Origin of the sequence: Cellvibrio sp. KY-GH-1 (assembly GCF_008806975.1) — a bacterium.
Taxonomy (GTDB): Bacteria; Pseudomonadota; Gammaproteobacteria; order Pseudomonadales; family Cellvibrionaceae; genus Cellvibrio.
In genome coordinates this window covers 4,170,721-4,197,589 of record NZ_CP031728.1, presented here as the reverse complement: position 1 = coordinate 4,197,589, position 26,869 = coordinate 4,170,721, and the positions used below count along the sequence as shown (strand labels likewise).

Genomic DNA, 26,869 nt, shown 5'->3' with positions numbered 1-26,869 from the left:
GGTGTCTAACGCCTATTTCAATCGCGAGCTGAGCCTGCTCGAATTCAACAAGCGCGTACTCCATCAAGCTTATAACCGCAGTTTGCCACTGCTGGAGCGCTTGCGTTTCCTGTGTATTTTCTCTACCAACCTCGACGAATTCTTTGAGGTGCGGGTCGGCGGACTGGTTGAAATCATCGAACGCAATGCCCCGCCCACGTCCGGGCCCGACGGTTTGACGCAGGCGCAAACCTTGAATGAAATTTCGCTGCGCGCGCACGAGCTGGTAGCCGAGCAGTACCGCATACTCAACAGTGAGTTGCTGCCGTCCATGGCTGAACAGGGCATTCGCGTACTGCGCCGCGAAGATTGGACGCCCGAGCAAATCAATTACCTCAAACACATTTTTTTGTCGGATGTACTGCCAGTGCTGAGCCCGATCGGTCTTGATCCGGCGCACCCCTTTCCGCGCATCCTCAACAAAAGTTTGAATTTTATTGTGCGACTCGACGGCAAAGACGCGTTCGGGCGCAACTCCGGCCGCGCGATTGTGCAGGTGCCGCGCTCACTGCCGCACATTATTGAATTGCCCGAAGCCTTAAGTATTAACGGGCGCAATTTTGCGTTTATCTCCTCCATCATCCATTTTTTCATGGCGGAAATTTTTGTCGGCATGACGGTGATGGAAAGCTATCAATTCCGCCTGACACGCAACTCGGATATTTTCCTCGACGAAGAGGAAGCCGATGATTTATTGCGCGCAGTGCAAGGTGAATTGGCCTATCGCCAATACGGCGATGAAGTGCGTCTGGAAATTACCGATACTTGCCCGGCGGAGCTTGAGCACTTTTTGCTGGAGCGCTGCGAAATTAAAGAGCGCGATTTGTACCGCATTAACGGCCCGGTGAATTTGAATCGCTACAGCGATTTATTTGATCTGGTGAAAGACGCGCAGCATTACTTCAAGCCGTTTGTGCAAGCCATGCCCAAATTGCCCAAGCGCACCAACTCCTATTTTGAAGTGCTGCAGAAGCAGGATATTTTGCTCCATCACCCTTTCGACTCATTCCAGGGCGTGGTGGATTTTTTACGTGAAGCGGCGGCTGACCCCAATGTATTGGCGATTAAACAAACCCTGTATCGCACCGGCTCCAATTCGCCGATTGTGGATGCCTTGGTAGCTGCCGCCAAAGCGGGCAAAGAAGTTACCGCCATCGTGGAATTGCGCGCGCGTTTTGATGAAGAGCAAAACGTGGCACTTGCCGAACGCTTGCAGCGCTTTGGTATTCACGTGATCTACGGCGTGGTGGGCTTTAAAACCCACTCCAAAATGATTCTGGTGGCGCGTCGCGAAACCGGAAAATTACGCTACTACGTGCATCTGGGAACCGGCAACTATCACCCGCGCACCAGTAAGATTTACACCGACTACGGTTTGCTCACATCGGATAAAGACATCGGCGAAGATGTGTATCGTATTTTTTTGCAGTTATCGAGCATGGGCAAAGCCTCCAAAATGGAGGCGCTCTTGTACGCCCCATTCACCTTGCACAAAGGTATGGTGAAGCGCATCCGCACCGAAAAGGAAAATGCCGAACACGGCAAACCGGCGCGTATCATCGCTAAAATGAATGCGCTCTATGATGAAGAACTGGTGAATGAACTCTACGCAGCCTCGCAAGCCGGTGTGCAAATTGATTTGATTGTGCGCGGCGTATGCCAGTTGCGTCCCGGTGTACCCGGCCTGTCGGAAAATATCCGCGTGCGCTCTATCATCGGCCGCTTCCTCGAACACCATCGCGTGTTTTATTTTGAAAACAGCGGCAATCCGGAACTCTATTGCTCCAGCGCCGACTGGATGCTGCGCAATATGTTCCACCGGGTTGAGACCTGTTTCCCGATCAAACACAAACGTATCCGCGACCGTATCCTCGAAGACCTGCATTTGTACCTCGCCGACAACACCCACGCCTGGTCGCTACAGGAAGATGGTAGTTATCGGCTGACCCAACCCAAGGAGGGTGAAGAGACCATTGATGCCCAGGCGATTTTGCTGGAGCGTTGGTCGGCTCACATATAAAAGGGGAATCACCATGGATGGTGTTCGCTTTCATTGACAAAAAAACCCTTGAAACCGGTTTCTCATTTTCGCAATCGCGCCATCAATATCAGCCGATAAATTATCGCCACCGGATTCACTATTAAATCTTATTTATATATTCTGCACCCAACCGCTTCCGCCCAGCGCGGATCTCTCCAGCAGGTTAAACAACGACAACAATAGCCATAAATCTAAGTTGTACCTGATTCAAGGCAAGCATCGGCAATAACACGCGACCGCAGGTTTCTGTGCAGTCGTCCTATGTCTACAGCTAATTCCTAGAGCGATAACAAAATGACCAAACGCAACCCGCAGCAGTGGCTGCACAAAACCCTATTGACGGGCGCCTGCGCCGGCCTGATTGGCGCACTCGCCATGCCCAGTTTTGCCGCGCGCCAGGCGGAATATCTCGACCGCGGCGTAGTCGCTTTACCCTCCGGCAGCGGCGTGTTTATCAGCTGGCGGATGCTCGGTGATGATCCGGCTGCCATCGGCTTTAACGTCTATCGCAACGGCACCAAAATCACAGCATCACCCATTACCACCAGCACTAACTACTTCGATGCGACCGGTACCACTAGCGCTGCCTACACCATCAGACCGGTCATTAATGGCGTCGAATATGCGGCTAACGCCGCCAAAGCGACCTGGACTGATCCCTATTGGGCGATCAACCTCAACCGCCCGACCGGCGGCACTACCCCGAGCGGCGAAGCCTATACCTACTCACCCAATGACCTGAGCGTGGGCGATTTGGACGGCGATGGCCAGTACGAAATTGTGGTGAAGTGGGACCCCTCCAACTCCAAAGACAACTCCCAGAGCGGCTATACCGGCAATGTGCTGGTGGATGCCTATGAATTTAACGGCACCCAGTTGTGGCGCATTGATCTGGGCAAAAACATCCGCGCCGGCGCCCACTACACCCAATTTATCGTTTATGACCTGGACGGCGATGGCAAAGCTGAAGTTGCAATGAAAACTGCACCGGGAACGAAAGACTCCGCCGGAACAGTACAGGGCGGCAGCAATGCCAATGCCGATTACCGCAATTCCAGCGGTTACATCCTCTCGGGCGCCGAATACCTCACTATCTTCAATGGCCAAACCGGTGTGGCTATGGCCTCTACCGACTATGTGCCTGCGCGCGGCACCGTCAGCAGCTGGGGTGATAGTTACGGCAACCGTGTAGACCGTTTCCTCGCCGGCGTCGCCTATCTGGATGGCAGCCGCCCCAGTTTGATCATGACGCGCGGCTACTACACCCGCGCTGTGCTGGTTGCCTGGGATTGGCGCAATGGCAGCCTGAGCCGTCGCTGGACCTTTGATAGCAACACCAGTGGTAATGGCGCAGCAGCGGGCCAAGGGGCACACTCACTGACCGTGGGCGATGTGGATCAGGATGGTAAAGACGAAATCGTCTACGGTGCCGCGACCATCAATGACAACGGTACACTGCTGTACTCCACCGGTTTGGGTCACGGCGACGCCTTGCACCTGTCGGACTTCATCCCTAGCCGCCCAGGCCTGGAAGTGTTCATGGTGCACGAGTCGCCCACCAGTTACGGCAATCACGGAGTAGAAGTGCATGACGCGAAGACTGGGCAGATTATCTGGAGCTTCCAGGGTGGTGGCGATATTGGCCGCGGTGTGATTATGGATATAGACCCGCGCACCAGCGGAATGGAGAGCTGGGCGAGTGCAGGTGGTACCAACTCACCTACCGGTGCGCAAATCACCACCAACAAGCCGGCATCTATCAACTTTGCCAGTTGGTGGGATGGCGACCTGCTGCGCGAACAGCTGAATAACACCATGATCGACAAATGGAACTACAGCAGCAGCAACAGCTCGCGCTTGCTTACCGCCTACAACTACGGCGCCGCCTCCAACAACGGTACCAAATCCACTCCCGGCCTGTCGGCGGATATCCTTGGTGACTGGCGTGAAGAAGTAATCTGGCGCCATGAAAACAACAGTCAGTTGCTGGTATTCTCCACCACTGCCGTGACCAACCATAAGTTGCGCACGCTGATGCACGACACCCAGTACCGGGAAGCTATCGCCTGGCAAAACGTTGGCTATAACCAGCCACCGCACACCAGCTTTTTCCTCGGCGATGGTATGGCAACGCCGGCGGCACCGGATTTGAGTTTTGTAGGCACTAACCCTAACGGCGGCGCTCTGAGTACCTCCAGTTCGGTCGCCCCCAGCAGCCGCAGCTCGTCTTCGATTGCACCCAGCTCCTCGTCGGTTCGCTCCAGCACGCCGCTCACCAGTAGTTCTGTTGCACTGACCAGTTCATCGCGCAGCAGCACCCCGAGTTCGGCCGCGGCAACCAGCAGTTCGCGTAGCAGTGTTGCTTCCAGCGCTTCCACCACCGGGGGCAACTGCAGCTATGTCATCTCCAACAACTGGGGTGCAGGCTTTACCGGCGCCATCCGCATTACCAACAAAGGGACCAACACCATCAACGGTTGGACCGTCAGTTGGAAATACGCCAATGGCACCACCCTGAGCGGCACCTGGAATGCCACTGTATCCGGCACCAACCCCTACTCAGCGACCAATCTGAGCTGGAACGGCAGCATCCCCCCAGGCCAGACAGTAGAATTCGGTTTCCAGGGCAATCACACCAGCGCCGAAATACCAGTAGTAACAGGATCTGTGTGTAATTAATTTTTCCCACGACCGAAAACAAAAAAGCCGATGGTGATGCCATCGGCTTTTTCTAAGGATCAGCAAACTTACTCTTCCAAAAATATTCCAATTTTGGCTTTAAACGCTTCCGTATCCAATTTAGTGATTTTCACTTCAGGCACGGGAAATGAGACCTTTCCATCTCTCAAAGAGAGAACACGCATATACAAACCGTTTATCACATAATCGGTGACACTTTGTTCAAACTCGGCAAATGTCTGATTAAATCCAATCGCCAAAGAGTCCTCTTCATTTTTTCCTTCATTTACCGCTTGTAAATACTTAACCAAGGACGCACGTAACTCCGGGGTGGAGTTTATGTAATGCATAATAAAAAAAGAGCGCGCATAGAAGGTATCGACGAAAGTTTGATCGCTCATTTTCTGCGACTGCATTGGCAAATTTTTTGTTTTTAACGTCGCTTCAACGTCGATATTCAACATACCCGAATTTGAATACAGGCCATATGTGCGAAACATAATTGCTTTGGGATTTCCCAAATACACTTTTTCACCATCGAACCTGAAGGTCCCGAGATATTCCGCCTTGCCTTCTTGCACCCACAGTGGGTAAGGCAAGCGATTCAGCGAGAACTTTTGCATAAAGTGCGAATATTCATGCAGCAACACTTGCCGGCCAAAGCTCGGTTTTTTCAAATCATCGGAATAATTATCGACATTCGCTATAGCATGGTAACTATCCGGACGAAATCTAAATACTCCCGCCCACGTTTTAGGTAACCCCATATGTTTAAAGCTCGCACTGGAACCTAACGCCAAAATTGGCAACGGGTCCAAATTTGGCTGAAGCTTGGTTCCCATCATTTCCGTCAGAAAAAAATGATACGCCTCCAAGTCATTCATCAAAATCCGCGCCTTTTTTTCGTTCAGATCTGTAATGATTTCAAAATCTTTCGTGGCTAGATGCAGCCATTTTCCTTTAGCAAGTTTTTCTACATTCGCGGCGAAAGCAGAATAAGAAGTTACGAGTAACAGTAGTCCAAGTAGTGTACGTAGCATGGTGTAAATCCCTGATAATTTATTTTAAAAAAAGTGTAAATCTATTTATCCAAGTGTCAGCGAATAAGCGCCTGTATATCTTCGCCCGCGGGTGAATCGTGTGAATATGGGTTTATGCATTCACCGCGCGCCCAACCAGGCACCCGCACTGGTTGTCAATAATCCGGTAACCAGCCAGGCATTTAAGGGTTCACCCAAAATTAGCGACGCACCCAATCCCGCCAGTGCGGGCACCATGGCCATGCAGGCACCGGTTCTGGCTGGGCCAATGCGGGTCATGGCCGCCATGTAAAACAGCATCGCGATAACGGCCACTACCAAGCCTTGGTAAGCCCCTTGTAAAACAATATCGCTAAGCGCTGCCTGCATGATGGCCTTCGGTAGAAAAAGTATATACACCGGCAGATACATCAAGGCCGCCAGCAGTGCACAACCGATGGCAGTGCCCCAAGCATCCAGCCCCGAGCGCTTGGCGAGCACGGTGTAGAGCGCCCACACAAGGGATGAGGCTATTAGCAACAAATCACCGGGCAGGGTGTTCTCGCTGCGCGAAAAAATATCCACTCCGAGGCACATTATCCCCAGCGCAATCACTGGCAACGCAAAGCGCAAATTGCGCCGCAGCGGTTCCTTGAGGACCAGCAACGCCATTAAGGGTACAAAAAACGGGAGCAAGCCTGAAATCAACACCGCCCCATGAGCTGCCGGGGCATGTTTAAAGGCCAGGTAAACTACGATTGAATAAGTAACGCCGCCAGTCAGCGCGAGGGATAATACGGTTTTATTGAACAGGGGAATGCGTTTCCAAAACCACCAGAGCGGCAAAAACACCAGCGCCGCCACACCAAAACGCAGGGCTGTGATATCAAAGGAATTCAAACCGCTGGTACCACCCATACGCGCTACCAGCACGAAACCAGACCAAATAAGGACCGCGCCAGTGGCAAACAGGTAACCGCTTTTTGTTGAGGGCGAGTGCATCGGCTATCCACGCCAATTAGTGGCTGATGACATCCAGTTGGTAACCGATATCACCCAAATGGCGCTGTTCGGTTTCCAGATCCGCCATGGTCAAGGGATGGGAGTGGATCCATTTTTCCGGCAGCGACAGTTTTATTTTCTTGTTATCGACTTTCAATTTGATGCTCGGCAGGCCGTCTTTAATTCTGCCACGATGAAAAATCGCCGCCGACCGCAACAGTATGGCGAGGCGAATCAAATCGGTATTGTCCATGGGAAAACTTTTGGCGGGGAAGCGTTTGCGATGGGCCAACACCAGCGCTGCCAGTTGGATTTGTTCGGCGCGTGAACAACCGGCAAGATCTACATGCTGGACGATGTACGCTGAGTGTTTGTGATAATCGTTGTGCGCAATATCCAGCCCCGTGGGATACAACCGTGCTGCCCAACCCAACAATTTGCCGGCATCTTCTGCCATTAAATCCCAACTTTTAGCGACTTGTTTTAGCAGTCCCAATGCGGTTTTTTCTACCGCGTTGGCTTTATCCATATTGACATGGAAGCGCGCGGCCAGCGCGTCCACGCTTGCCTGACGAATATCGTGGTTTTCCAGACGGCCCTTCTGGTCAAACAGTAAACCTTCACGCAGCGCCCAGTCAGCCGCCACCATGTTTTCAAGCCGCAGCGCATCAAAGAGCGCGCTCAGCACTATCACCCCACCAAGAAATACCGGTTTTCGATCATCGGATAACCCGGGCAGTGTTAGATCAGTACTGCCGTGCTGCACATACAAGGCGAGGATTTTTTCCAATGACTGCAGGGAGATTGTACCGTCGCTCCAACCATTGGCCTCGCAGACCTTGGCAACCGCCTTGATACTGCCCGAGGCGCCCAGGACCTGGTTCCAGCCGCGCTCGATAAATTCGTCTTGTACCGGCTCCAGCTCCTGCAAACAGGCAATCAACGCCTTGCTAACCAAGCGCTCATTGACTTTGCCGTCCATAAAAAATTTCTTGGTCAGAGACACGCAACCCATGTTCAAACTCTCTTTGAGCAGAGGCTTCATGCCTTCGCCGAGAATCACCTCAGTACTGGCGCCACCAATGTCCATCACAATACGGTGGCCTTTACCGGGTGCAATACAATGGGCCACCCCCAAATAAATCAGGCGGGCCTCTTCATCGCCGGAAATAATCTCTACCGGATGGCCGAGACGCTGTTCGGCATCGCGCAGAAACTGGCGCGAATCGTTAACGCTGCGGAGCGTTTTGGTGCCCACAATACGCACACTACGGGAGGGATATGCGCGCAAACACTCGCCAAAACGCTCCATACAAGCGAGTGCTCGCTCGCGCGCTTCGTCGCTCAGACTGCCATCTTCCTGCAAACCAAACCCCAAGCGCACCGGCTCGCGCAAGCGATCGAGCAAGTTGAGCTGGCCGTTGTCCCAGCGCGCGACAATCATATGAAAACTGTTGGAGCCCAAATCAATTGCGGCTATATGGCTGGCCTGGGTGAGATTTTTTCGGAGGTTAAACATAGGCTGTCTCGGGACGAACATCGGCAGGCGAAGATTATGCGAGACTGGTGACGATTACAAACCGCAACCACTGCCGAACTGGATCTAGCGGGAAAAATGGCGTCGAAAAATAAAAAAGGCAACCAGCGTGTGGTTGCCTTTCCGTAAACCGAAGAACTGTTTAGTTAACGACTTCCGGCTTTTCCGCCTGGGCTTGCTCTACTTGTTGCTGAGCTGCCGCAATGGCCTGTACAAACACAGCGTCAAAATTGATAGGCGCCAACATTAAGGGTGGGAAACTGCCACGGCCCAGGATGCTGTCGATCGCTTCACGCGCATAGGGGAACAGGATCTGAGGGCAGGCGGTATTGATCAGTTGGGTAACTGCCGCGCCTTCAATATTGGCGATGGCAAACAAACCGGCTTGCTTCACTTCCACCAGGAACACGGCGCGATCTTCAATGCGCGCAGTAATGGTTAACAGCAACACCACCTCGAACAGGCCTTCTTCAATCTGATTAGCCTGGATGTTCAGATCTTGTTGGATATTAGGCTTGTAGGCCTTGGTGAAAGCCTCTGGACCCATCGGGGTTTCAAAGGAAATATCTTTCAAATAAATACGTTGGATAGCGAAAATGGGGCCTTGTGCGCCTTCTGCCGCTTGTTGGTTATTTTCTTCAGACATGATGAACTCGACTTGTAGGGATGACTTTTTGGGATTAAACAATAAAACAACCAGCCCAATCAGGGTTGAGCCAGCAGTGGATCCAGTTTGCCCGCTTTATCCAGCGCCCAGAGATCGGTAAAGCCGCCGACATGGGTGTCGCCGATCCAGATCTGCGGAACTGTGCGCTGACCGCTTTTGGTCATCATTTCCTGACGCAATTGCGGTTGGCTATCCACGCGAATTTCCTCCACAGCAACGCCTTTCTGAGCCAACAGCTTTTTAGCGTTAACACAGAACGGACAGACAGCGGTGGTATACATCAGCACGCGGGCCATAAAAAACTCCAAAAATTAAACCAGTGACACTTACTTGCCTTTTACTAACGGCAGACTCTGCGCCTGCCACTCGGCGATACCACCGCCCAGGCGACGCACTTCAAAACCTTCTTTACCTAACAGGCGGCCTACTGCGCCAGCGTGTTGGCCGAGTTTATCTACCAGAATAAGGGTCTTGCCTTTATGGCTTGCCACTTCGGTAGATTCCTTACTGAGCTTGGCGTAAGGGATATTCACAGAACCAACAATATGCCCTGCTTTAAATTCGGCGCCTTCGCGCAGGTCAACAATTACCGCGTTGCCTTCATTGACTAAACGGGTGACCTCATGCGGTGATACCGGACGGCCACTCTTGATACGGTCGCGCCACACATAAAGATAAATCAACACAATCAGGATGGTGACGAGTATCCACTCTTGCGCAACAAAATTAAAAAAATCCACAGTTTTGGCCTTCTTGTAAATCTACAGGGGGGAGGAAATCACCGCCGCCTGTCCCGGTACGATCAAAGTGGGGATTGGTAAAGTCGATTTCAATACAGCCATCGAAACTTTATCCACGCGGGCGGCGCTCGGGCGATAAGGCGGCGAAGTATACACGATTCGGGGCTTGCATCGGTCTGGTGCATGCGCCAAAAACTCCCGCATTTATAAGACCTATAGCCTGTTTAGACATAGAGTTGAGGCGTCCAACCCGTTAGAATGCCTGCTAATTACGGGCTTTCGCCCTGATCACCACCCTGGGGTTGCGCATAGCGGCGACCACAAGTCGCCCCAGCTGCCAGCCACTTCAAGTTCACCCGACACTGGAAGCGATTTATGAGCGCCAAAAAACCTGTAGTTTTGCTGATCCTCGACGGTTACGGCTATTCGGAAAAAACCAAATACAACGCTGTTTACGCCGCCAATACGCCGGTGTATGACAACCTCTGGAAAACCTGCCCCAACACCCTGATTGCTACCTCAGGTATGGACGTAGGTCTGCCCGATGGCCAGATGGGCAACTCTGAAGTGGGGCATACCACTATTGGTGCCGGCCGCGTGGTTTACCAAAGCTTCACCCGCATCAACAAATCCATCAGTGACGGCGACTTCTTCACCAACCCCGAATACGTGAAAGCCATAGACAGCGCCATTGCCAATGACAAAGCGGTACATATCCTGGGTTTACTCTCTGAAGGCGGTGTACACAGCCATCAGGATCATATGTACGCGATGATCAAAATGGCTGTTGAGCGCGGCGCAAAAAATGTCTATCTGCACGCTTTCCTTGACGGTCGTGACACACCGCCGCGCAGTGCAGAAAGCTCACTGCAAAAAGCCGAAGAGCTGTTCAAGCAACTGGGTACCGGTCGGGTAGCATCTATCGTTGGACGCTATTTTGCGCTCGACCGCGACAACCGCTGGGATCGTGTTAAAGCGGCCTACGATGTCATGGTGACAGGTGATGCAGAATTTGACTCGCTGACCGCTGTTGACGGTTTGAAAGCCGCTTACGAGCGCGGCGAAAACGATGAGTTCGTAAAAGCAACGGTAATCTGCGGCGAAGATGAGGAAGTAGCCACCATCAACGACGGTGACTCTGTGATATTTATGAACTTCCGCCCGGATCGCGCGCGCGAAATCACACGTGCATTAATTGACGAACCTTTCGATGGTTTTGATCGCGGCGACACCCATCCAGCCATCGCGCATTTTGTACAAACCACCGAATACGCTTCCAGCATCAAGGCGCCTATCGCTTATCCGCCGGAAGATTTGAGCAATTCGTTTGGCGAATATATTTCCGGTTTGGGCAAAACCCAATTGCGTATCGCTGAAACCGAAAAATATGCGCACGTGACTTTCTTCTTCAACGGCGGTAACGAAGTAGTTTATCCAGGCGAGGATCGCATTTTGGTTCCGTCACCACAGGTCGCCACCTACGACTTGAAACCGGAAATGAGTGCACCGGAAGTCACTGAAAAATTGGTTGCTGCGATTGAGTCAGGCAAATACGACGCGATCATTTGCAACTACGCCAACTGCGACATGGTAGGCCACTCAGGCTTGATGGAAGCCGCGGTCAAAGCAGTAGAAGCCATTGACGTATGCCTGGACAAAGTACTCGCCGCAGTGAAAAAAGTCGGTGGCGATGCATTGATTACCGCTGACCACGGCAACGTGGAAGAAATGTTCGATGAAGAAACCGGTCAGCCTCACACCCAGCACTCAACACTGCCGGTACCCTTTATTTTTGTGAGCGAGCGTAAAGGCACTATGGCCAACGGTGGTTCACTCGCGGATGTAGCACCGACTATTCTGGCATTGATGGGTGTGTCACAACCTAAAGAAATGACCGGTAAAAACCTGATTAGCCTTGGCTAATCAGTACCCGATCGAGCAACGACACTAAACGGCTGGCACTTGCTAGCCGTTTTATTTTTTTCGGCACTGACGACAACTACGAACTGTTAACTACTATGAGTCGACTTTTTGCTTTCACCAAAACCTTCGCGCTCAAAAGCTTGCTCTGCGCCGTATTAATTTGCACTGGCGCGCAGGCCGATGAAAAAGCCGATATGGCCAAACTGCAAAAAGAAATCGAAGCGCTGCAAAAAGAGTTAAAGGAAGTACAGGGCACGCGCACGGATTTGCAAAAAGATCTGGAAAAATCCGAACAACAAATTAATGAACTACAAAAAAAAGCTGATGAAATTAATAAAGAACTTAATCAGCAAAATAAAGAGTTGAACCAGTTAAAAAGTGAGCGCAGCCAGTTGGAGCAGGCGCGCAAAAACCAGCAAACCCAAATCGCGGAGCAAATGCGCGCCGCGCACAAGCTGGGCGAGCAAAGTGAAGTGAAAGTGTTGCTCAATCAGGAATCGCCTGATCAGGTATCGCGCATCATGAAATACCATAGTTACTTTATGGAAGCGCACACCGCTAAAATGAAATCCTACCTTGAAACCATCACCCGCATCGATGCACTCACACCCGAAATAGAAAAAAAAACGCTTGAGTTAGCGGGCATGCAAAGCGCACTGGACAGCCAGCGCGACGCTTTAAAAAATATTCACGGCGAACGCGCACAGGCACTCGCAAAAGTAAATGAAGACCTGAAAAGTAAAAACCAAGCGCTCAAGCAATTAAGCGAGGATCGCCGCAAATTGCAGGCCCTGCTCGATCGGGTTACCCGCCAAGTGGCTACTACCGGCGCAATAAATGCTCCTGGGTATGTGCCACTGCCAAAAGGTGGTGAAAAATTCTCCCAGCGCAAGGGGCGTATGCCTTGGCCCACTCAGGGTAGCATGGTGCATCGCTTTGGGAGTGCGCGTATTGCCGGGCAAATGAATTGGAGCGGCGCTTATATTTCCGCACCCATGGGCAATAGTGTGCAGGCGGTACATCACGGGCGCGTAGTATTTGCCGATTATTTTGGCGGCCACGGATTACTAGTGATTATTGATCACGGCGAAGGCTATATGAGTCTCTACGCGCACAACCAACGCTTACTAAAAAAAGCCGGCGAACCGGTGCAGGCGGGTGAAGCCATCGCAACCGTGGGCAACTCCGGCGGCCAGGCCAGTGCTGGTTTGTATTTTGAAATTCGCCATCAGGGCAAACCTGTCGATCCCAATCTCTGGCTCGCGCGCAGTTAATTGCCCACCGCAGGTGAAAAATCTCGCATTAACCCTGTCATTTTGCGAGTTTTTGGCTTAGTGTTCCACGTAGATTCCAAGGGCTAAGGCTATCGCTGGTGTTGCGCTTCCCGGCCCTGCTGTTCCAGTTTTGCGTCTTTCGGAGACACCATGTTTTTCGCTGCAATCCCCAGAATTTTTCCTGTTCGCTCTCTGGCATTATCGAGCCTGTTGGGCGCGCTTGTGCTGAGCGTGCCCGCCAGTGCTGATGAAAAAAAGCCAGCTGCCGATGCCGGACTCTTGCCGCTGGAGGAATTGCGCACTTTTACGCGCGTTTACGATCATGTGCGCAACGGTTATGTCGATGAAATCGACGATGCACAACTGCTCGAGTATGCGATTAAGGGCATGATCTCCGAGTTGGATCCGCACTCAGCTTATCTTGACAAAGAAGCTTTTGCCGACCTGCAAGCCAGCACCTCAGGTGAATTTGGCGGCGTCGGCCTGGAAGTTAGCCTCGAAGAAGGCTTCGTGAAAGTCGTGACACCAATTGATGACAGTCCCTCGGCCAAAGCCGGCATTATGGCGGGCGATATAGTGGTGCGTATCGATGATAACCCGGTCAAGGGAATGGATTTGTCCAAGGCTCTCAACTTGATGCGCGGCGCAAAAAATACCCCGATTAAAATTACTGTAATGCGCGATGGCGTCGACCAACCGCTCGAATTCAATTTGCTGCGCAACATTATCAAAGTGCAAAGCGTGCGCACCCGCACCCTTGAGCAGGACTATTTCTATATCCGTATTGCCCAATTCCAACTGGATACCGGCAAAGACATAGCGCAAAAGCTGCGCGAACAATTAAAGAAAAACCCTGATACCAAAGGCCTGATTCTGGATCTCCGCAATAATCCTGGTGGCGTACTGCAGGCTTCAGTCGAAGTCGTAGATAGCTTCCTCGATGGCGGTCAGGTGGTTTACACCCAGGGCCGTTTGGATAATTCCAATATCAGTTATAACGCCGAAGCGGGCGATATCACCAATGGTTTACCGCTGGTAGTACTAATCAATGACGGCTCCGCGTCCGCCTCAGAAATCGTTGCCGGTGCCCTGCAGGATCACAAGCGCGCCGTAATTATGGGCACCCGCAGCTTCGGCAAAGGGTCGGTGCAATCGGTGATTCCCATCAGCAATGACCGCGCCATCAAGCTCACCACCGCGCTCTACTACACGCCCAATGGTCGCTCCATTCAAGCCCAGGGCATAGAACCGGATGTTGACGTCGAACGCGTACAGGTCACCAGTATCCAGCAAGGTTTGAACACCACTGAAGCGGATTTGGCACGCCATCTCGGCAATGGCAAGGGCGGCAAGGAGAGTAATCGAAAAGAGCGTGAACAGCGGCGTATTACCAGTGCTGAGCTATTGAAAGAAGATAATCAGTTGCATGAAGCACTCAATCTATTAAAGGGCTTGCATATCTTTATTCAAAGTTCACCGCTCGCTGCCGCGCCTGCGCCGGACATAGCCCCGGACATAGTGGTGCAACCTGAAACCCCAGCAGAAACTACCAGCCAATAACTCCATGCCGGGGCTGATGTGCAGATGTTTATTCTGGCTCAGCCTCGCGCTGTCACTCCCGGTTCAGGCAAAAGCTCCCGCGAAGTTGGCGATTATTATCGATGACCTGGGCTACAACCTGAGCCTGGGCAAGCGAACCGCCAATTTACCCGGCGCCTTCACTATTGCTGTCCTGCCTTTTACTCCTCATGGTCGCGAATTGGCCGAGTTGGCACACAAACGCGGCAAGGAAATTATGCTGCATGCCCCCATGAGCAATCATCACCGCTATCCATTAGGGCGGGGAGGTTTGGTCAGTGGCATGAAACAAGCAGAGTTCCTCGCCGTACTGCGCCAGAATCTGGCTGATATTCCTCATATCAAGGGGGTTAATAACCATATGGGCAGCCAGCTAACCGAGCAAGCCGAGCCCATGCGCTGGTTAATGCGCGAGCTGCAAAGTCGCCAGCTCTATTTTGTGGACAGTCGCACCAGCGCACTCACCCAGGCCTTAAACGAAGCAGAGCGCATCCGTTTGCCCAGTCGAAAACGCGATGTTTTCCTCGATGATGAGCGCAATTCGGAGCATATTGAGCAACAATTATTGCTGGCGTTGAACAAGGCGAAACAGCAAGAATCAGCCATTGCCATAGGGCATCCTTATCCGGAAACCTTGGCAGTGCTACAGCGTATCAAGCCCCTGCTAAAGTCACACATGGTCGAGCTAGTGCCTGTTTCAGCCCTCGTTCCCCAAGTTGCGAGAGCGTCTAAATCAACCTACTGCCTTGCGCCACCTGCGAGCCTTTGGCCAGAAACCTGGGCCCCAATAGATCCGTTTGATGAGCAGTTATTCAATCTACCAGTTAGCTTGCGATAAACCCGTCAAAAAACTGGGATCTGGTTATAAGAAATGTGTTGTTAGAGGACAACTAAATCTAGCAAGCCTAACAAAATGCTGTCTATAATCAGCGAGGGTGATTTTTGATCAGCCTGCAAAAGGAACCGATTGTTCGGGTAACAAATGAGGGGTACATATGGCAACAGTAAATAGATCTGGCGAGCAGGGTTCAGTACCAGCGCGCCATGGGCGCTACCTACAAAAAGATGGCTATTGGTACTACAACACCCGCGAGGGCGTGGACATAGGCCCATTTGATAGCCGCGACGATGCTGAAATCGGCGTCGGCGAATTTATCGAGTTTATTCAAGCATCCGAACCCAAGGTATCCGATGTTCTGAAACAGTATCGTGCGGCCTGAAAACTCTTCAGGCCGGTGCACAAAGGGCGCCTGTCGGCGCCCTTTCTTTTTCAAACAGTTTAAAAGCTGATCGCTTAAAGCCTGACTTCAATTCCTTGGGCACGCATAAATTCTTTGGCTTGCGGCACTGTGTATTCGCGAAAGTGGAAGATACTCGCGGCTAACACTGCATCCGCGCGCCCTAGCGTGACGCCATCCACCAGGTGCTGCAAATTGCCCACGCCGCCAGAGGCAATCACCGGAATAGGTACCGCATCGCTAATAGCACGCGTCACCCCCAGGTCATAACCTTTCTTGGTGCCATCGCCATCCATACTGGTTAGCAGAATTTCTCCGGCACCGTATTCGGCCATTTTTACTGCCCATTCGACCGCATTGATGCCGGTTGGCTTGCGCCCGCCGTGGGTAAAGATTTCCCAGCGCGGCGTCTCGCCCTCGAGGCTGACTTTCTTGGCATCTATCGCCACCACTATGCACTGGGCCCCAAAACGATCAGACGCGGCTTTCACGAAATCGGGATTAAACACCGCGGCCGAGTTGATACTCACCTTGTCGGCACCGGCGTTGAGCATGGTGCGAATGTCATCGACGGTGCGAATACCACCGCCCACAGTGAGCGGAATAAACACCTGACTGGCAATCTTCTCCACCGTGTGTACCGTAGTATCGCGCCCTTCGTGGGTCGCAGTGATATCAAGAAAGGTGATCTCATCGGCGCCTTCGTCGTTGTAGCGCTTAGCGATCTCCACCGGGTCGCCCGCATCGCGAATACCGACAAAGTTAACGCCTTTCACCACGCGACCATTGTCGACATCCAGGCAGGGGATAATGCGTTTTGCGAGTGCCATAAAAAATTCCGATTAATTTGCGTCGCAGTAAGCTTGGGCTTCGGCCATATTCAGGGTGCCCTCGTAAATCGCACGCCCGGTGATCGCGCCGCAAATACCCTTAGAGGCTTCGGCTTTAAGCGCACGTATATCGTCCATATTGGTAATGCCACCGGAGGCGATAACCGGGATGCTGGAGGCCTGGGCCATGGCCACAGTCGCCTGTACATTCACGCCCTGCATCATGCCGTCGCGGGCGATATCGGTGTACACAATGCTGCTCACGCCGTCCTGTTCGAAACGCTTGGCCAGTTCCGACGCCTGAATATTGGACACTTCAGCCCAGCCGTCGGTCGCCACCCAACCGTCTTTCGCATCCAGACCCACAATGATGTGACCGGGGAATTGTTTGCACATATCGGTCACAAATTGCGGCTCTTTCACCGCCTTGGTGCCGATAATCACGTATTCCACACCCGCATTCAGGTAGTACTCAATAGTTTCCGCGCTGCGAATACCGCCGCCGATTTGGATTGGCAACTTGGGGTAGGCCTTGGCGATTGCGGTTACTACACCGCCGTTGACTGGCTTGCCTTCAAAAGCGCCATTCAAGTCCACCAAGTGCAAGCGGCGACAGCCTTGTTGCACCCATTGTGCGGCCATAGCAACGGGATCATCGGAGAATACGGTTGAATCATCCATCAAACCCTGACGCAGGCGCACGCACTGGCCATCTTTTAAATCAATTGCGGGAATAATTAACATTGATCAATCTCGATTAAACAGAATGTAGGTTGGGGTGAGGGACGAACCCCAACATGACCATTTTGAACAGCGTTGGGGTTCGCAAGCTCACCACCAACCTACTTGGGATCAGGCTTTGCCGTCCCAGTGTAAAAAATTCTTCAACAACTGCAGACCAGCGGTGTGGCTCTTTTCCGGGTGGAACTGCACGGCGAACAGATTACCGCGGGTCAGCGCCGCGTGGAATTCCAGACCGTAGTTGCAGGTCGCCGCCACCAGCGCCGGCTGGACGGCGTGGATATAAAAACTGTGCACAAAATAAAAGCGCGCATCCTGGGCGATACCGGCCCAGAGCGGGTGATCAGTGTGATGCACCTGATTCCAGCCCATGTGCGGCACTTTCAGTGGGTTGCCGTCGGCGTCCTGATGCTGATCGCCGAAGAACTTCACTTGGCCGGGCAGAATGCCAATGCACTCCACACCGCTGTTTTCTTCACTGTGATCCATCAGTGCCTGCATACCCACACAAATCCCCAGCACTGGCTTGCCGGTGGCGATTTGCTCGCGCAGCAGCTGATCAAAGCCGAGGCGTTTGATTTCCGCCATGCAATCGCGAATAGCGCCGACACCGGGAAACACCACGCGATCCGCTGCGGCCACTACCGCCGGATCGGCAGTTACCAGCACGCGTTGCTCCGGAGCCACAAATTCCAATGCGCTTTTGACCGAATGCAGATTGCCCATGCCGTAGTCGATCACGGCCACTGTTTGCTTGTTAACCGCTGACGTCATGCTTAGAGGCTACCTTTAGTCGAAGGCATAATGCCTTCCATGCGCGGATCTTTTTCCAGCGCCATACGCAGGGCGCGGCCGAAGGCTTTAAACACGGTTTCGATCTGGTGGTGGGCATTGTGGCCGCGCAAATTGTCCACATGCAGCGTCACGCCGGCGTGGTTGACGAAGCCCTGGAAGAACTCCCAGAACAGCTCCACATCAAATTGACCCACGCGTTTTTGAGTAAAGGGAATATCCATTACCAAGCCCGGACGACCGGAGAAATCGATCACTACCCGCGACAGAGCTTCATCCAATGGCACATAGGCGTGGCCGTAGCGGCGAATACCTTTTTTGTCGCCCACGGCTTTCGCAATGGCCTGACCAATTGTGATGCCTATATCTTCCACCGAGTGGTGGTCATCTATGTGGGTATCGCCGTCACAGGTTACATCCAGATCGATCATGCCGTGGCGGGCGATCTGATCCATCATATGTTCAAGGAAGGGAACACCGGTATTGAATACACCTTTGCCAGCTCCATCCAGATTAAGGCTGACACTGATTTTGGTTTCCAGGGTGTTACGGGTGACCTGCGCAATACGGTCGGACATAGGAAGACTCACAAGCTGATACACAATAGAAAGCGCGAATTATATAGACTTGGCGCGCCGAATTCACGGAAAGCCGCGCTATTAGTGCGATTGTTAAGTCGGCGTACAGATTAGGCTGCGCAAAATTCTGCTTCAGGGGCGATATGATCTATCGCCGTCACCGTTCACTCAATGATGGATCAATTTTATGTTAAAGACTCTAAAACCCCTCGCTCTGGGTGCTTGCCTGCTTGCGACCGGGCAATTAGCACTCGCCCAATCCGGCAATCAGGTTCGCCAAACCGGGTGGAGCTGGTCAGGCCATGCTGACCATATCACCATTGATAAAGAAGCTGCGGCCGAGCAGTGGATTGAAGATACCGCGTTTGCCATAGGTGGCGCGGCTGAGTACTACGCGAGTGATAGCGAAAACACCCTTTCACTGGGCGCCAGCTTTATTTTCTATCGCGACAATGCCGAGTTCTCCCAATATGTAGAGGATTACTGGGGCGATGAGGATTATGAAGAGTCTGATGCAAATGCGTTCATGCTGTTCGCTGAATACGGCCCCAAGTATCGCTTCGGGCAGGACAACATGAGCTTCTTCAGCGTGCGCGGTGGCGTAAGCGGCATACTCGGCTCAGAGCGCAGCATCAGCAGTTGCAGCGATTGCTATTCTGAAGATATTGAAATCGATGGTGGTATTTATGGTGTTCTGGGCATTGGCCAAACCCTGGGGGCGGTGGACGTAAGTTTGCAGTTCCAACAGTATTTCAGTGGTGATCTCGATAACACATTGCGCCTGAAAATTTCAGGGGCTTTCTAAAATATTTCGTCGTTTAAACATGCGCCTGATGGCACAGAAAATGCCATCAGGCCAATTTATAAGGTTGCTCGGTTTTTTATAAAAAGTTGGTATTACGACTCACTTGCGTTTGCTTGACCATGGTTTACTTTTAAAGCGCGATTAATGAATCTCGCGCCCAGAAGGACTGTTAACGTGATTAGTTACAACTATTATCAGAGACTACGCTTGAACGACCCACTCAATCCAATTCGCCAAATAATTGCGCAGGCACAAGTTCAGGATTCCGCCTCAGGAAAATTATTGGAATTTGTTGAATGTCGTAAAAGCCACTTGCACACCGCCATTAAATTACCCGAAGACCAAGCCACTAAAGGTCTCGCTGACTTTATCCTGCGCTACATCAAACACGTGCCGGATTTTATCGATGCAATTCGTACCATGGCGCAAGAAGCGGGGATTTATCACGAAGTAGAACCACTTTTAAAAATTGCCAGCGACTATTTTTTATCACCGCCATCGATTATTGATCCACACAGTCAATTGGAAGCTCTGCTCGATGAAGCTTATCTTGCGCATCGTCTGCTGGAAGAAGTGAATGATCGCTTTATGGCCAAGAGTGGAATTCCACTCGCACCTATGGATATGACGGTGGCGAATGTCATCGCACACGAATTGATTGGCGAACCTTTTGCCAATGAGCTGGATCAGGCAGTGTTATTTTCGGCCGAGTTATTGCTCAACGAACACAAATTTGATGGGAAAAATTTTTCTACTTATATCGACACCCACAAAACCCAGGGTTGGCAGCAGGAATTTGAGCGCTGGCCCTGCTTGACGGATGATTTAGCTATCAGCGTGGAGTTTGAATCCAACCCACCCACCAAACATTAATTTGGTTAGCGTACAAAATAAAAAAAGCGACTGAATAAAACAGTCGCTTTTTTTATTTTACTAATCCACCGGGGGCTTACACAGGGTCAACTTCCGCATTTAACTGCATGTTTTCGTAACGGGTTTTGTCCAGCATATTTTCGCTCTTCGCAACTATTACCGAAACAACGGCATCGCCGGTTACATTCACTGCAGTGCGAACCATATCCAGAAAGCGATCCACACCAATAATTAATGCAATGCCCTCAACGGGTAAATTAACCGACTGCAACACCATCGCCAGAGTGACTAACCCGACGCTGGGCACACCGGCGGTACCAATAGAGGCGAGCGTAGCGGTTAATATCACCATCAAGTATCCCGCAATGCCAATATCAATATTGTAAGCCTGCGCTATAAACACCGTCGCAACACCTTGCATGATGGCAGTACCATCCATGTTGATCGTGGCTCCAAGGGGAATCGAAAAACTACACACTTTATTATCCACGCCGAGGTCATGTTCACATGTGCGCAAATTCACCGGCAGTGTGGCGTTACTTGACGATGTACTGAAGGCAAACACAGCCACTTTCCACATTTTTTTAAAAAAAATCACCGGGCTTAAACCACTCAACAGCTTTAGCAAAGTTCCGTAAACACCAAAAGCGTGTAACAACAACACAAACAACACCGTGAAAAAATACTTGGCTAAATCCAGAATCGCCCCAAAACCAATTGACGCAAATAATTTCACCAACAAACAAAACACACCGTAGGGCGCAAGCTGCATCAGCAACATCATCATTTTCAAAACAACTTCGTTCAAATGCTCAAAAAAATTCCGCATATTGAGCGCAATTTCACCGCCGGTACGCGATATGGCGATACCAAATAAAATTGAGAAAACAATCACCTGCAACATATTGCCTTCGGCCATCGCTTGCACTGGATTGCTCGGGAAAATATCAAGGAAAGTTTCTTTGATCGAGGGAGCTGGTGGTGCCGAGTAAGTGCTGGACAATGCCATATCGACACCGGCGCCCGGCTGGATAAATACTGCTACTCCCATTGCCAAGGCAATAGCCATGGCCGTGGTGACCAAATAGAGCACCAGCGTTTTCGTGGCGAGAGCCCCCATGCGGTTGTGCCCCCCGAGCGACGCCGCACCGCACACTAAAGAAACAAAAACGAGCGGCACTACGAGTAATTTAAGTGACGCCACAAAAATTTGTCCGATGGTGTCAAACAGACCATTGATAACGAACACTTGTAACCACTGGCCCAGAGGACTAGCGGCAGTCTGATGTGCTTGATCAACCCCCATAATCAGGTTGAACACCACGCCTACAATGACCCCTAGCACCATGCCGAGTAAAATTTTATTGGTTAGTGACATAGATACACCCCGGGGCAATAGGTATTTAGCTTTTATTGTTGGTTGAGTCTGGTGTTGGTCAAATCAGAGGCGATGGCGGCGTGGTCATGCCGCCGGAGGAAAGTGTTATTCGTTAACCGCATCTTTCAGGGCTTTGCCCGCTTTGAAAGTTACAGTCTTGCTAGCAGCGATCTGAATAGTTGCTCCAGTCTGCGGATTGCGCCCTTCGCGCGCGGCACGCTCGCTAACATTGAAGGTACCGAATCCCAACAAGGCCACAGACTCACCGCGAGCAAGCGCATTGGTAATCTGTTCGATAAAGGCAGAAACCACCAGGTCAGCCTTGTTAACGCCCAAGTCAGTGTTATTTGCCAGAGCTACGACTATATCGGTCTTGTGCATATTTTCTTCTCCTAAATAGTGAATCGCCGGGGGAGTTTACCTGCATTAATCCGCAAGCGGCAGACTTATCTCGATTTTTTACACGGCAAGACAAACGAGCTGATAAACTGCGGCCCGCCTTGAACACTGCAAGTGTTTTTATCCGCCAACCCAACCGCTTTATGACCAGGAGACCGCGATTGCCCCAGGCATATTCCACCCCCGGCTTATTGTGGCGCCCACTCGCACTCTGGCCGCGCGCGATTCGTCCGCCCTTGGCATTGCAACACTGGTTAACCGACCCAGGCTCCCTAACTGCGCGCCTGATCAAAAAAAGCACTGGCAAGTTTGAGGTGGAGATAGTTCGTCAGTTTATTGGCCGCGCCAGCCGAAATGAATGTGAGGTGTTGGCGATACGGATGAGTGACCTGGTAATGATTCGCGAGGTAATCCTCAAAGGTAACAACCAGCCCTGGGTGTTTGCGCGCAGCCTCCTGCCACTCGCTAGCCTTACCGGTGAACTGCGTCATCTGCGCAAACAGCGTACTCGCCCATTGGGTGCATTTTTGTTTAGCCAGTCGCATTTAGTACGCAGTCCAATTGCGGTTGCGGCCATCCAGCGCAATCATTGCTATGTGCCGTCAACACTGGCGGAGTCAGAGTTACTTTGGGGGCGCCGCTCGATTTTTTCCCTGCATGGCAAGCATCTGCTGGTGAGTGAGGTTTTCCTGCCGGATTTTGTCGCCAGCCTCGCATTGGAACAGGCATAATCACCCGCCAACCAGGTATTCCAATAACAAGTCACAGGCGTTTTGGCAATGACAACCCCTAGCGACAAGCCCGCAAACCCTGCCGTAACCCCAGCGGCAACACCTGCACCGGCAGAACCCGGCCCGGCACCGGCTAAACCGGTCATGCGCAAAAAGCCGACCCCCAAACCAGAAACGGAAGCGCCTGTGGCCAATACCGGCCAACAGACTGCGCCAAAAGTAAAGGCCCCGGCTGTAAAAAAGGCAATGCCAACCACAGCACCCGCAACACCAAAGAAGACAGCTACGGAGCAAGTTCCCAGCGGCAATAGCACACAAGAAGCAGCAAGCCCGGTCGCTGAAACCTCCGCTAAACCTGCGACCAAGTCCGCACCGAAAAAGTCAGCGACAGCAACTAAACCCCAGACTCAAACGCCCACAGCTCCAGCTCCAGCTCCAGCTCCAGCTCCAGCTCCAGCTCCAGCTCCAGCTCCAGCTCCAGCTCCAGCTCCAGCTCCAGCTCCAGCTCCAGCTCCAGCTCCAGCTCCAGCTCCAGCTAACAGGAATCATGCAGCGAAAATCCTTAAAAATGCAGAAAAATTGCTAGAAAAAACGCCATCCAGTAATTTCATCTTGCAAAAGGCACCGCACTACTGGCGCTTGATGCGTATGGATCGCCCGATTGGCACCTTATTATTGCTATGGCCAACGCTCTGGGCACTGTGGCTGGCAGCCAAAGGCGTTCCCAGCATCAAGAATCTTGTGATTTTCGTATTGGGCGTGATTGTGATGCGCGCCGCTGGCTGTGTGATTAACGATTTCGCCGATCGCAAAATCGACGGCAAGGTCGCGCGCACCAAAGAACGACCACTGGCGACAGGTGCTGTCTCGAGCAAAGAAGCGATCGTCCTGTTTATAGCACTTTGCCTGACCGCCTTTGGCCTAGTCCTCATGACCGACGCGCTAACCATCAAACTCTCCGTTGGCGGCTTGGCACTGGCATTTTGTTACCCCTTTATGAAACGTCACACTCACCTACCACAGGTAGTTTTGGGCGCCGCGTTCGCTTGGGGAATTCCCATGGCCTATGCCGCAGAAGCCGGTGAACTCAACCGCCATATGTGGGTGATTTATCTGGCCGTCGTACTCTGGACCGTCGCCTACGACACCTTCTACGCCATGGTAGATAGGGATGACGACATGAAAATTGGAGTGAAATCCACCGCCATTTTGTTTGGCGAACAAGATCGCCTAATCACCGGTGCCTTGCAGCTACTAACCATTTACGCACTGGTATTGGTGGGCAATCGCTTTGAATTGGGCGGCCTCTACTACCTTGGGCTGGTAGTAGCGGGCGGATTGTTCGCCTATCAACAGTGGCTAATCCGCTTTCGCGCCCGCGACGCCTGCTTTAACGCCTTCCTCAATAATAACTGGGTGGGGATGGCGATTTTTGTGGGGTTAGCTGCCGACTTAGCCGTGGGTAAATCTTCATAATTCAGGCATATGTTGGAGCTCAAGCTCACTATATAATCGCCGCCCAACCTCAACCCAGGTTTTTTTGTGGCAAGGAACACCGCACAGGGATTATTGCTGCAAAAGGACTATCGCCTATCAGGAGATAAACTCAATGAAATACCTTAATGTCATCGCGAGTAGCTTGCTAGCTTTGGTTATTGCTGCACCTGTCAGTGCATCAGAACCGGCTCATCCGACCGGCAAGGATGTGAGTAGCATCAGCAAATCGGTAAAGTCCTCCAAATCTTCAAAGTCCGCCAAATCATCAAAATCTTCAAAGTCGTCCAAATCATCGAAGACTTCCTCCAGCACCAGCTTTTCATCTACCTCCAGTGTCAGCTCAACATCCAGTGTCGCTGCTTGCCCGTTGATAAGTGGACTGGATAACACTCCGACAGAACTGGGGCTTAGTGTGGCAGCTGGCAACCGAGTCTACTTGTCCCTCCAGGTGCAAAACGCGGATCTTGGTTGGCAATTTCCGGAAGTCCAGCTGAATAACGCCTATGTAACTTTGGTAAGCACTAATGGCTCAACGTTTATCTATGAAGTTTTGGCACTGGAAAACCTGCCCTCAACCAGCCTGACGTCGATCTACCTTAACTACCAACAACTGAACGCCAACCTGAACGTAACGCGCACCATCGGTATTTACGAGACTATTACTAGTGCAGTAAACGGGGCCAACCCGCTGGCAACCACCCTGACTACGTTGGTCGATACCGCTAGTTGTAACGGTAACTCGTCATCAACCACTAACAGCAGTTCAACAGCGACGCAAAGCTCAGGAGCTACAACCTCAAGCGCGAGTTCATCCAGCCCTACAGTTGTTTGCGAAACTCAGGCAGGTGTTGACAAGGGTACTGCCAGCCTTGGTTTCGGTGTACTACAGGGACAAAACGTCTTTCTGAGCCTGCAGTTGCGCAACGCGAATTACATCTCAACCATCCAGATCAGTCTGCCCGAGGCCGATGTCGTGGAAGTGTTTAATAGCGGCGGCAAGCGAATTTTCCAGGTCAGTGCTCTGCAAAATATCCCGGCAGTCGCCAATTTCCAGCTGAATTACGGATTTCAGCAAACAATTGCCAATCAAAACGTATGGCGTGATGTCGCTATTCACGACACCATTACCGGAGCCATCAACGGTATTTTCCCACTCAGCACATCTTCCAGCCTGCTGGTGGATGCGGCTAGTTGCGTCCAATAATATTCCCGATTAAGGGAATATTATTCCTGCATGATAGTTACTTTAACAATCAAGCAGGCCAGCGATAAAACGCCCTTGTGGCGCATTTTTTAATGTTAACGTTAAAGTATGCGCCACTCGGTCAACCCTCTCGATAATACTCACCGAGCAGCACGTTTTGCGGCTTCATCTACCAATTCGATAAGCGTTAGCACCGATTGCCGATGCAGGTATCGCAGTTTCACGCGGTGCAGCCATCTATGACGCTATTAGCGATCAACGGAAACCTCCGATTGACGCCCTCCTGTGACATTATCGAAGGTCATACTTGGTAACAAAATACATCGCCTAAACACACTAACGAACAATACAGGTTTGGCGGAGCGTTTGCCCCTTAGAACAGCGTTCATAAAGATCTTACGTGCTATATTTCCCCCAAATATCCTGCACACTGTCATAAATGTGTAACACTGAACTTATTTAATAAGCTGCAATATTAGCTTCATAAATACCGAAGCTTCCCGTGGTTTACTCAGGCAGAGCACCTTTATGACTGGTCGCAAAATTCTGATCGTTGATGATGAATCCGCTATTCGCGATATGTTGCGCGTGGCACTGGAGATGGCTGAGTATCAAGTCATGGAGGCGAGCAATGCGCAGGATGCTCACGGCCTGATCATTGATGAAAAGCCTGACTTAATCCTGCTCGACTGGATGATGCCCGGCACCAGCGGTATCGAATTGGCGCGCCGGTTGAAGCGCGATGAGGTGACCTCGGCAACTCCGATCATCATGCTGACCGCCAAAGGTGAAGAGGACAACAAAATTCAGGGCCTGGAAGTGGGCGCTGACGATTACATCACCAAACCCTTTTCCCCGCGTGAGCTGGTCGCGCGCTTGAAGGCAGTATTGCGCCGCGCCGATCCGCAAATCAATTCCGCCCCCATTACCGTTCAGGGCTTGTGTCTGGACCCCGCCAGCCACCGCGTGACCATCAATGATCAGTCGGTCGATATGGGCCCCACCGAATATCGGCTGCTGGAATTTTTCCTCACTCACCAGGAACGGGCTTATACTCGCAGCCAATTACTGGATCATGTGTGGGGCGGCAATGTTTATGTGGAAGAGCGGACGGTAGATGTGCATATTCGCCGCCTGCGCAAAGCTCTGACCATAGACGGCCATGAAGACTTGATCCAGACCGTACGCGGTACCGGTTACCGTTTCTCCACTCGCATTGAAGCCTGATTTCACTCTGCGGTGAGTATCCGGAGGTAGAAACCTCTGCAAGACCATCGGAGACAGGGACGTCGACGATGAGCCCC

General features: G+C 51.8%; 25 protein-coding genes. 13 read left to right on the top strand and 12 right to left on the bottom strand.

Annotation, left to right across the window (positions count from 1 at the left end):
* Nucleotide 1: 1 nt before the first annotated feature.
* Together ppk1 and D0C16_RS17745 are read left to right on the top strand one after the other, a co-directional pair.
* Nucleotides 2–2,059: a polyphosphate kinase 1 gene (gene ppk1, locus D0C16_RS17750; protein ID WP_151033594.1), complete on the top strand. Its 2,058-nt coding sequence runs from the start codon at nucleotides 2–4 to the stop codon at nucleotides 2,057–2,059.
* A gap of 315 nt (nucleotides 2,060–2,374) precedes the next feature.
* Nucleotides 2,375–4,759: a cellulose binding domain-containing protein gene (locus tag D0C16_RS17745; protein ID WP_151033593.1), complete on the top strand. Its 2,385-nt coding sequence runs from the start codon at nucleotides 2,375–2,377 to the stop codon at nucleotides 4,757–4,759.
* Between the two features lie 68 nt (nucleotides 4,760–4,827).
* Here D0C16_RS17745 and D0C16_RS17740 read toward each other — a convergent pair whose 3' ends face one another.
* The 6 genes from D0C16_RS17740 to D0C16_RS17715 form a co-directional block, all read right to left on the bottom strand.
* A complete protein-coding gene (locus D0C16_RS17740; RefSeq protein WP_151033592.1) occupies nucleotides 4,828–5,799 on the bottom strand; it encodes a hypothetical protein in 972 nt (323 codons plus the stop codon).
* A gap of 120 nt (nucleotides 5,800–5,919) precedes the next feature.
* The gene (locus tag D0C16_RS17735) at nucleotides 5,920–6,780 is read right to left on the bottom strand and encodes a DMT family transporter (RefSeq protein WP_151033591.1); all 861 of its coding nucleotides are present in this window, start codon (nucleotides 6,778–6,780) and stop codon (nucleotides 5,920–5,922) included.
* Between the two features lie 16 nt (nucleotides 6,781–6,796).
* Nucleotides 6,797–8,299: a Ppx/GppA phosphatase family protein gene (locus tag D0C16_RS17730; RefSeq protein ID WP_151033590.1), complete on the bottom strand. Its 1,503-nt coding sequence runs from the start codon at nucleotides 8,297–8,299 to the stop codon at nucleotides 6,797–6,799.
* A gap of 160 nt (nucleotides 8,300–8,459) precedes the next feature.
* Nucleotides 8,460–8,963, bottom strand: a complete 504-nt coding sequence (secB, locus tag D0C16_RS17725; protein ID WP_151033589.1) for a protein-export chaperone SecB — start codon at nucleotides 8,961–8,963, stop codon at nucleotides 8,460–8,462.
* Between the two features lie 59 nt (nucleotides 8,964–9,022).
* Nucleotides 9,023–9,280, bottom strand: a complete 258-nt coding sequence (grxC, locus tag D0C16_RS17720; RefSeq protein ID WP_151033588.1) for a glutaredoxin 3 — start codon at nucleotides 9,278–9,280, stop codon at nucleotides 9,023–9,025.
* Nucleotides 9,281–9,310: 30 nt separating this feature from the next.
* Nucleotides 9,311–9,724 (bottom strand): rhodanese-like domain-containing protein, encoded by a 414-nt coding sequence (locus D0C16_RS17715; protein WP_151033587.1) that lies wholly within the window; start codon nucleotides 9,722–9,724, stop codon nucleotides 9,311–9,313.
* 375 nt (nucleotides 9,725–10,099) lie between these two features.
* Here D0C16_RS17715 and gpmI point away from each other — a divergent pair, with 375 nt between their 5' ends.
* The 5 genes from gpmI to D0C16_RS17690 all read left to right on the top strand — a co-directional run bounded on the left by gpmI (nucleotide 10,100) and on the right by D0C16_RS17690 (nucleotide 15,719).
* Entirely contained in the window at nucleotides 10,100–11,647 is a 1,548-nt protein-coding gene (gene gpmI / locus D0C16_RS17710; protein WP_151033586.1) for a 2,3-bisphosphoglycerate-independent phosphoglycerate mutase, read from the top strand.
* Between the two features lie 95 nt (nucleotides 11,648–11,742).
* Complete coding sequence (locus D0C16_RS17705) at nucleotides 11,743–12,921, top strand: murein hydrolase activator EnvC (RefSeq protein ID WP_151033585.1); 1,179 nt, start codon at nucleotides 11,743–11,745, stop codon at nucleotides 12,919–12,921.
* A gap of 150 nt (nucleotides 12,922–13,071) precedes the next feature.
* The gene (locus D0C16_RS17700; protein WP_151033584.1) at nucleotides 13,072–14,481 is read left to right on the top strand and encodes a S41 family peptidase; all 1,410 of its coding nucleotides are present in this window, start codon (nucleotides 13,072–13,074) and stop codon (nucleotides 14,479–14,481) included.
* A gap of 16 nt (nucleotides 14,482–14,497) precedes the next feature.
* Nucleotides 14,498–15,337, top strand: a complete 840-nt coding sequence (locus D0C16_RS17695) for a divergent polysaccharide deacetylase family protein (protein ID WP_151033583.1) — start codon at nucleotides 14,498–14,500, stop codon at nucleotides 15,335–15,337.
* A gap of 157 nt (nucleotides 15,338–15,494) precedes the next feature.
* The gene (locus D0C16_RS17690) at nucleotides 15,495–15,719 is read left to right on the top strand and encodes a DUF6316 family protein (RefSeq protein WP_151033582.1); all 225 of its coding nucleotides are present in this window, start codon (nucleotides 15,495–15,497) and stop codon (nucleotides 15,717–15,719) included.
* Between the two features lie 74 nt (nucleotides 15,720–15,793).
* On the opposite strand, the gene hisF is transcribed toward D0C16_RS17690, so the two are convergent.
* The 4 genes from hisF to hisB form a co-directional block, all read right to left on the bottom strand.
* Nucleotides 15,794–16,567, bottom strand: a complete 774-nt coding sequence (gene hisF / locus D0C16_RS17685) for an imidazole glycerol phosphate synthase subunit HisF (RefSeq protein WP_151033581.1) — start codon at nucleotides 16,565–16,567, stop codon at nucleotides 15,794–15,796.
* Between the two features lie 12 nt (nucleotides 16,568–16,579).
* A complete protein-coding gene (gene hisA, locus D0C16_RS17680; RefSeq protein WP_151033580.1) occupies nucleotides 16,580–17,311 on the bottom strand; it encodes a 1-(5-phosphoribosyl)-5-[(5-phosphoribosylamino)methylideneamino]imidazole-4-carboxamide isomerase in 732 nt (243 codons plus the stop codon).
* Between the two features lie 108 nt (nucleotides 17,312–17,419).
* Nucleotides 17,420–18,082, bottom strand: coding sequence for an imidazole glycerol phosphate synthase subunit HisH (gene hisH, locus D0C16_RS17675; protein ID WP_151033579.1), 663 nt, complete (start codon nucleotides 18,080–18,082; stop codon nucleotides 17,420–17,422).
* Nucleotides 18,083–18,084: 2 nt separating this feature from the next.
* Nucleotides 18,085–18,678 (bottom strand): imidazoleglycerol-phosphate dehydratase HisB, encoded by a 594-nt coding sequence (gene hisB, locus D0C16_RS17670; RefSeq protein ID WP_151033578.1) that lies wholly within the window; start codon nucleotides 18,676–18,678, stop codon nucleotides 18,085–18,087.
* A gap of 187 nt (nucleotides 18,679–18,865) precedes the next feature.
* On the opposite strand from hisB, the gene D0C16_RS17665 reads away from it, so the two are divergent.
* Both D0C16_RS17665 and D0C16_RS17660 read left to right on the top strand, forming a co-directional pair.
* Nucleotides 18,866–19,483 (top strand): hypothetical protein, encoded by a 618-nt coding sequence (locus tag D0C16_RS17665; protein ID WP_151033577.1) that lies wholly within the window; start codon nucleotides 18,866–18,868, stop codon nucleotides 19,481–19,483.
* 144 nt (nucleotides 19,484–19,627) lie between these two features.
* On the top strand, nucleotides 19,628–20,356 hold the full coding sequence (locus D0C16_RS17660; protein WP_225318740.1) for a hypothetical protein: 729 nt from the start codon (nucleotides 19,628–19,630) through the stop codon (nucleotides 20,354–20,356).
* A gap of 76 nt (nucleotides 20,357–20,432) precedes the next feature.
* Here the strand turns inward: D0C16_RS17660 and D0C16_RS17655 are convergent, their stop codons facing one another.
* Entirely contained in the window at nucleotides 20,433–21,734 is a 1,302-nt protein-coding gene (locus tag D0C16_RS17655; protein WP_151033575.1) for a dicarboxylate/amino acid:cation symporter, read from the bottom strand.
* A 105-nt stretch (nucleotides 21,735–21,839) separates the two neighbouring features.
* Nucleotides 21,840–22,115 (bottom strand): HU family DNA-binding protein, encoded by a 276-nt coding sequence (locus D0C16_RS17650; RefSeq protein WP_151033574.1) that lies wholly within the window; start codon nucleotides 22,113–22,115, stop codon nucleotides 21,840–21,842.
* A gap of 179 nt (nucleotides 22,116–22,294) precedes the next feature.
* Between D0C16_RS17650 and D0C16_RS17645 the strand changes: the two genes are divergently transcribed.
* The 4 genes from D0C16_RS17645 to phoB all read left to right on the top strand — a co-directional run bounded on the left by D0C16_RS17645 (nucleotide 22,295) and on the right by phoB (nucleotide 26,792).
* Nucleotides 22,295–22,864: a chorismate lyase gene (locus D0C16_RS17645; RefSeq protein WP_225318739.1), complete on the top strand. Its 570-nt coding sequence runs from the start codon at nucleotides 22,295–22,297 to the stop codon at nucleotides 22,862–22,864.
* Between the two features lie 642 nt (nucleotides 22,865–23,506).
* Nucleotides 23,507–24,340, top strand: a complete 834-nt coding sequence (gene ubiA / locus D0C16_RS17635) for a 4-hydroxybenzoate octaprenyltransferase (RefSeq protein WP_225319053.1) — start codon at nucleotides 23,507–23,509, stop codon at nucleotides 24,338–24,340.
* 133 nt (nucleotides 24,341–24,473) lie between these two features.
* Nucleotides 24,474–25,565, top strand: a complete 1,092-nt coding sequence (locus D0C16_RS17630) for a hypothetical protein (protein WP_151033572.1) — start codon at nucleotides 24,474–24,476, stop codon at nucleotides 25,563–25,565.
* A gap of 528 nt (nucleotides 25,566–26,093) precedes the next feature.
* Nucleotides 26,094–26,792 (top strand): phosphate regulon transcriptional regulator PhoB, encoded by a 699-nt coding sequence (gene phoB, locus D0C16_RS17625; RefSeq protein ID WP_151033571.1) that lies wholly within the window; start codon nucleotides 26,094–26,096, stop codon nucleotides 26,790–26,792.
* Nucleotides 26,793–26,869: the final 77 nt, after the last annotated feature.

What these genes read in the sequence shown, in the direction of transcription:
- D0C16_RS17745 (WP_151033593.1), top strand. Translation starts at nt 2,375, where the DNA reads ATGACCAAACGCAACCCGCAGCAGTGGCTGCACAAAACCCTATTGACG.
- D0C16_RS17740 (WP_151033592.1), bottom strand. Translation starts at nt 5,799, where the DNA reads ATGCTACGTACACTACTTGGACTACTGTTACTCGTAACTTCTTATTCT.
- D0C16_RS17735 (WP_151033591.1), bottom strand. Translation starts at nt 6,780, where the DNA reads ATGCACTCGCCCTCAACAAAAAGCGGTTACCTGTTTGCCACTGGCGCG.
- D0C16_RS17730 (WP_151033590.1), bottom strand. Translation starts at nt 8,299, where the DNA reads ATGTTTAACCTCCGAAAAAATCTCACCCAGGCCAGCCATATAGCCGCA.
- secB (WP_151033589.1), bottom strand. Translation starts at nt 8,963, where the DNA reads ATGTCTGAAGAAAATAACCAACAAGCGGCAGAAGGCGCACAAGGCCCC.
- grxC (WP_151033588.1), bottom strand. Translation starts at nt 9,280, where the DNA reads ATGGCCCGCGTGCTGATGTATACCACCGCTGTCTGTCCGTTCTGTGTT.
- gpmI (WP_151033586.1), top strand. Translation starts at nt 10,100, where the DNA reads ATGAGCGCCAAAAAACCTGTAGTTTTGCTGATCCTCGACGGTTACGGC.
- D0C16_RS17705 (WP_151033585.1), top strand. Translation starts at nt 11,743, where the DNA reads ATGAGTCGACTTTTTGCTTTCACCAAAACCTTCGCGCTCAAAAGCTTG.
- D0C16_RS17700 (WP_151033584.1), top strand. Translation starts at nt 13,072, where the DNA reads ATGTTTTTCGCTGCAATCCCCAGAATTTTTCCTGTTCGCTCTCTGGCA.
- D0C16_RS17695 (WP_151033583.1), top strand. Translation starts at nt 14,498, where the DNA reads ATGTGCAGATGTTTATTCTGGCTCAGCCTCGCGCTGTCACTCCCGGTT.
- D0C16_RS17690 (WP_151033582.1), top strand. Translation starts at nt 15,495, where the DNA reads ATGGCAACAGTAAATAGATCTGGCGAGCAGGGTTCAGTACCAGCGCGC.
- hisF (WP_151033581.1), bottom strand. Translation starts at nt 16,567, where the DNA reads ATGGCACTCGCAAAACGCATTATCCCCTGCCTGGATGTCGACAATGGT.
- hisA (WP_151033580.1), bottom strand. Translation starts at nt 17,311, where the DNA reads ATGTTAATTATTCCCGCAATTGATTTAAAAGATGGCCAGTGCGTGCGC.
- hisH (WP_151033579.1), bottom strand. Translation starts at nt 18,082, where the DNA reads ATGACGTCAGCGGTTAACAAGCAAACAGTGGCCGTGATCGACTACGGC.
- hisB (WP_151033578.1), bottom strand. Translation starts at nt 18,678, where the DNA reads ATGTCCGACCGTATTGCGCAGGTCACCCGTAACACCCTGGAAACCAAA.
- D0C16_RS17665 (WP_151033577.1), top strand. Translation starts at nt 18,866, where the DNA reads ATGTTAAAGACTCTAAAACCCCTCGCTCTGGGTGCTTGCCTGCTTGCG.
- D0C16_RS17660 (WP_225318740.1), top strand. Translation starts at nt 19,628, where the DNA reads ATGAATCTCGCGCCCAGAAGGACTGTTAACGTGATTAGTTACAACTAT.
- D0C16_RS17655 (WP_151033575.1), bottom strand. Translation starts at nt 21,734, where the DNA reads ATGTCACTAACCAATAAAATTTTACTCGGCATGGTGCTAGGGGTCATT.
- D0C16_RS17650 (WP_151033574.1), bottom strand. Translation starts at nt 22,115, where the DNA reads ATGCACAAGACCGATATAGTCGTAGCTCTGGCAAATAACACTGACTTG.
- ubiA (WP_225319053.1), top strand. Translation starts at nt 23,507, where the DNA reads ATGCGTATGGATCGCCCGATTGGCACCTTATTATTGCTATGGCCAACG.
- D0C16_RS17630 (WP_151033572.1), top strand. Translation starts at nt 24,474, where the DNA reads ATGAAATACCTTAATGTCATCGCGAGTAGCTTGCTAGCTTTGGTTATT.
- phoB (WP_151033571.1), top strand. Translation starts at nt 26,094, where the DNA reads ATGACTGGTCGCAAAATTCTGATCGTTGATGATGAATCCGCTATTCGC.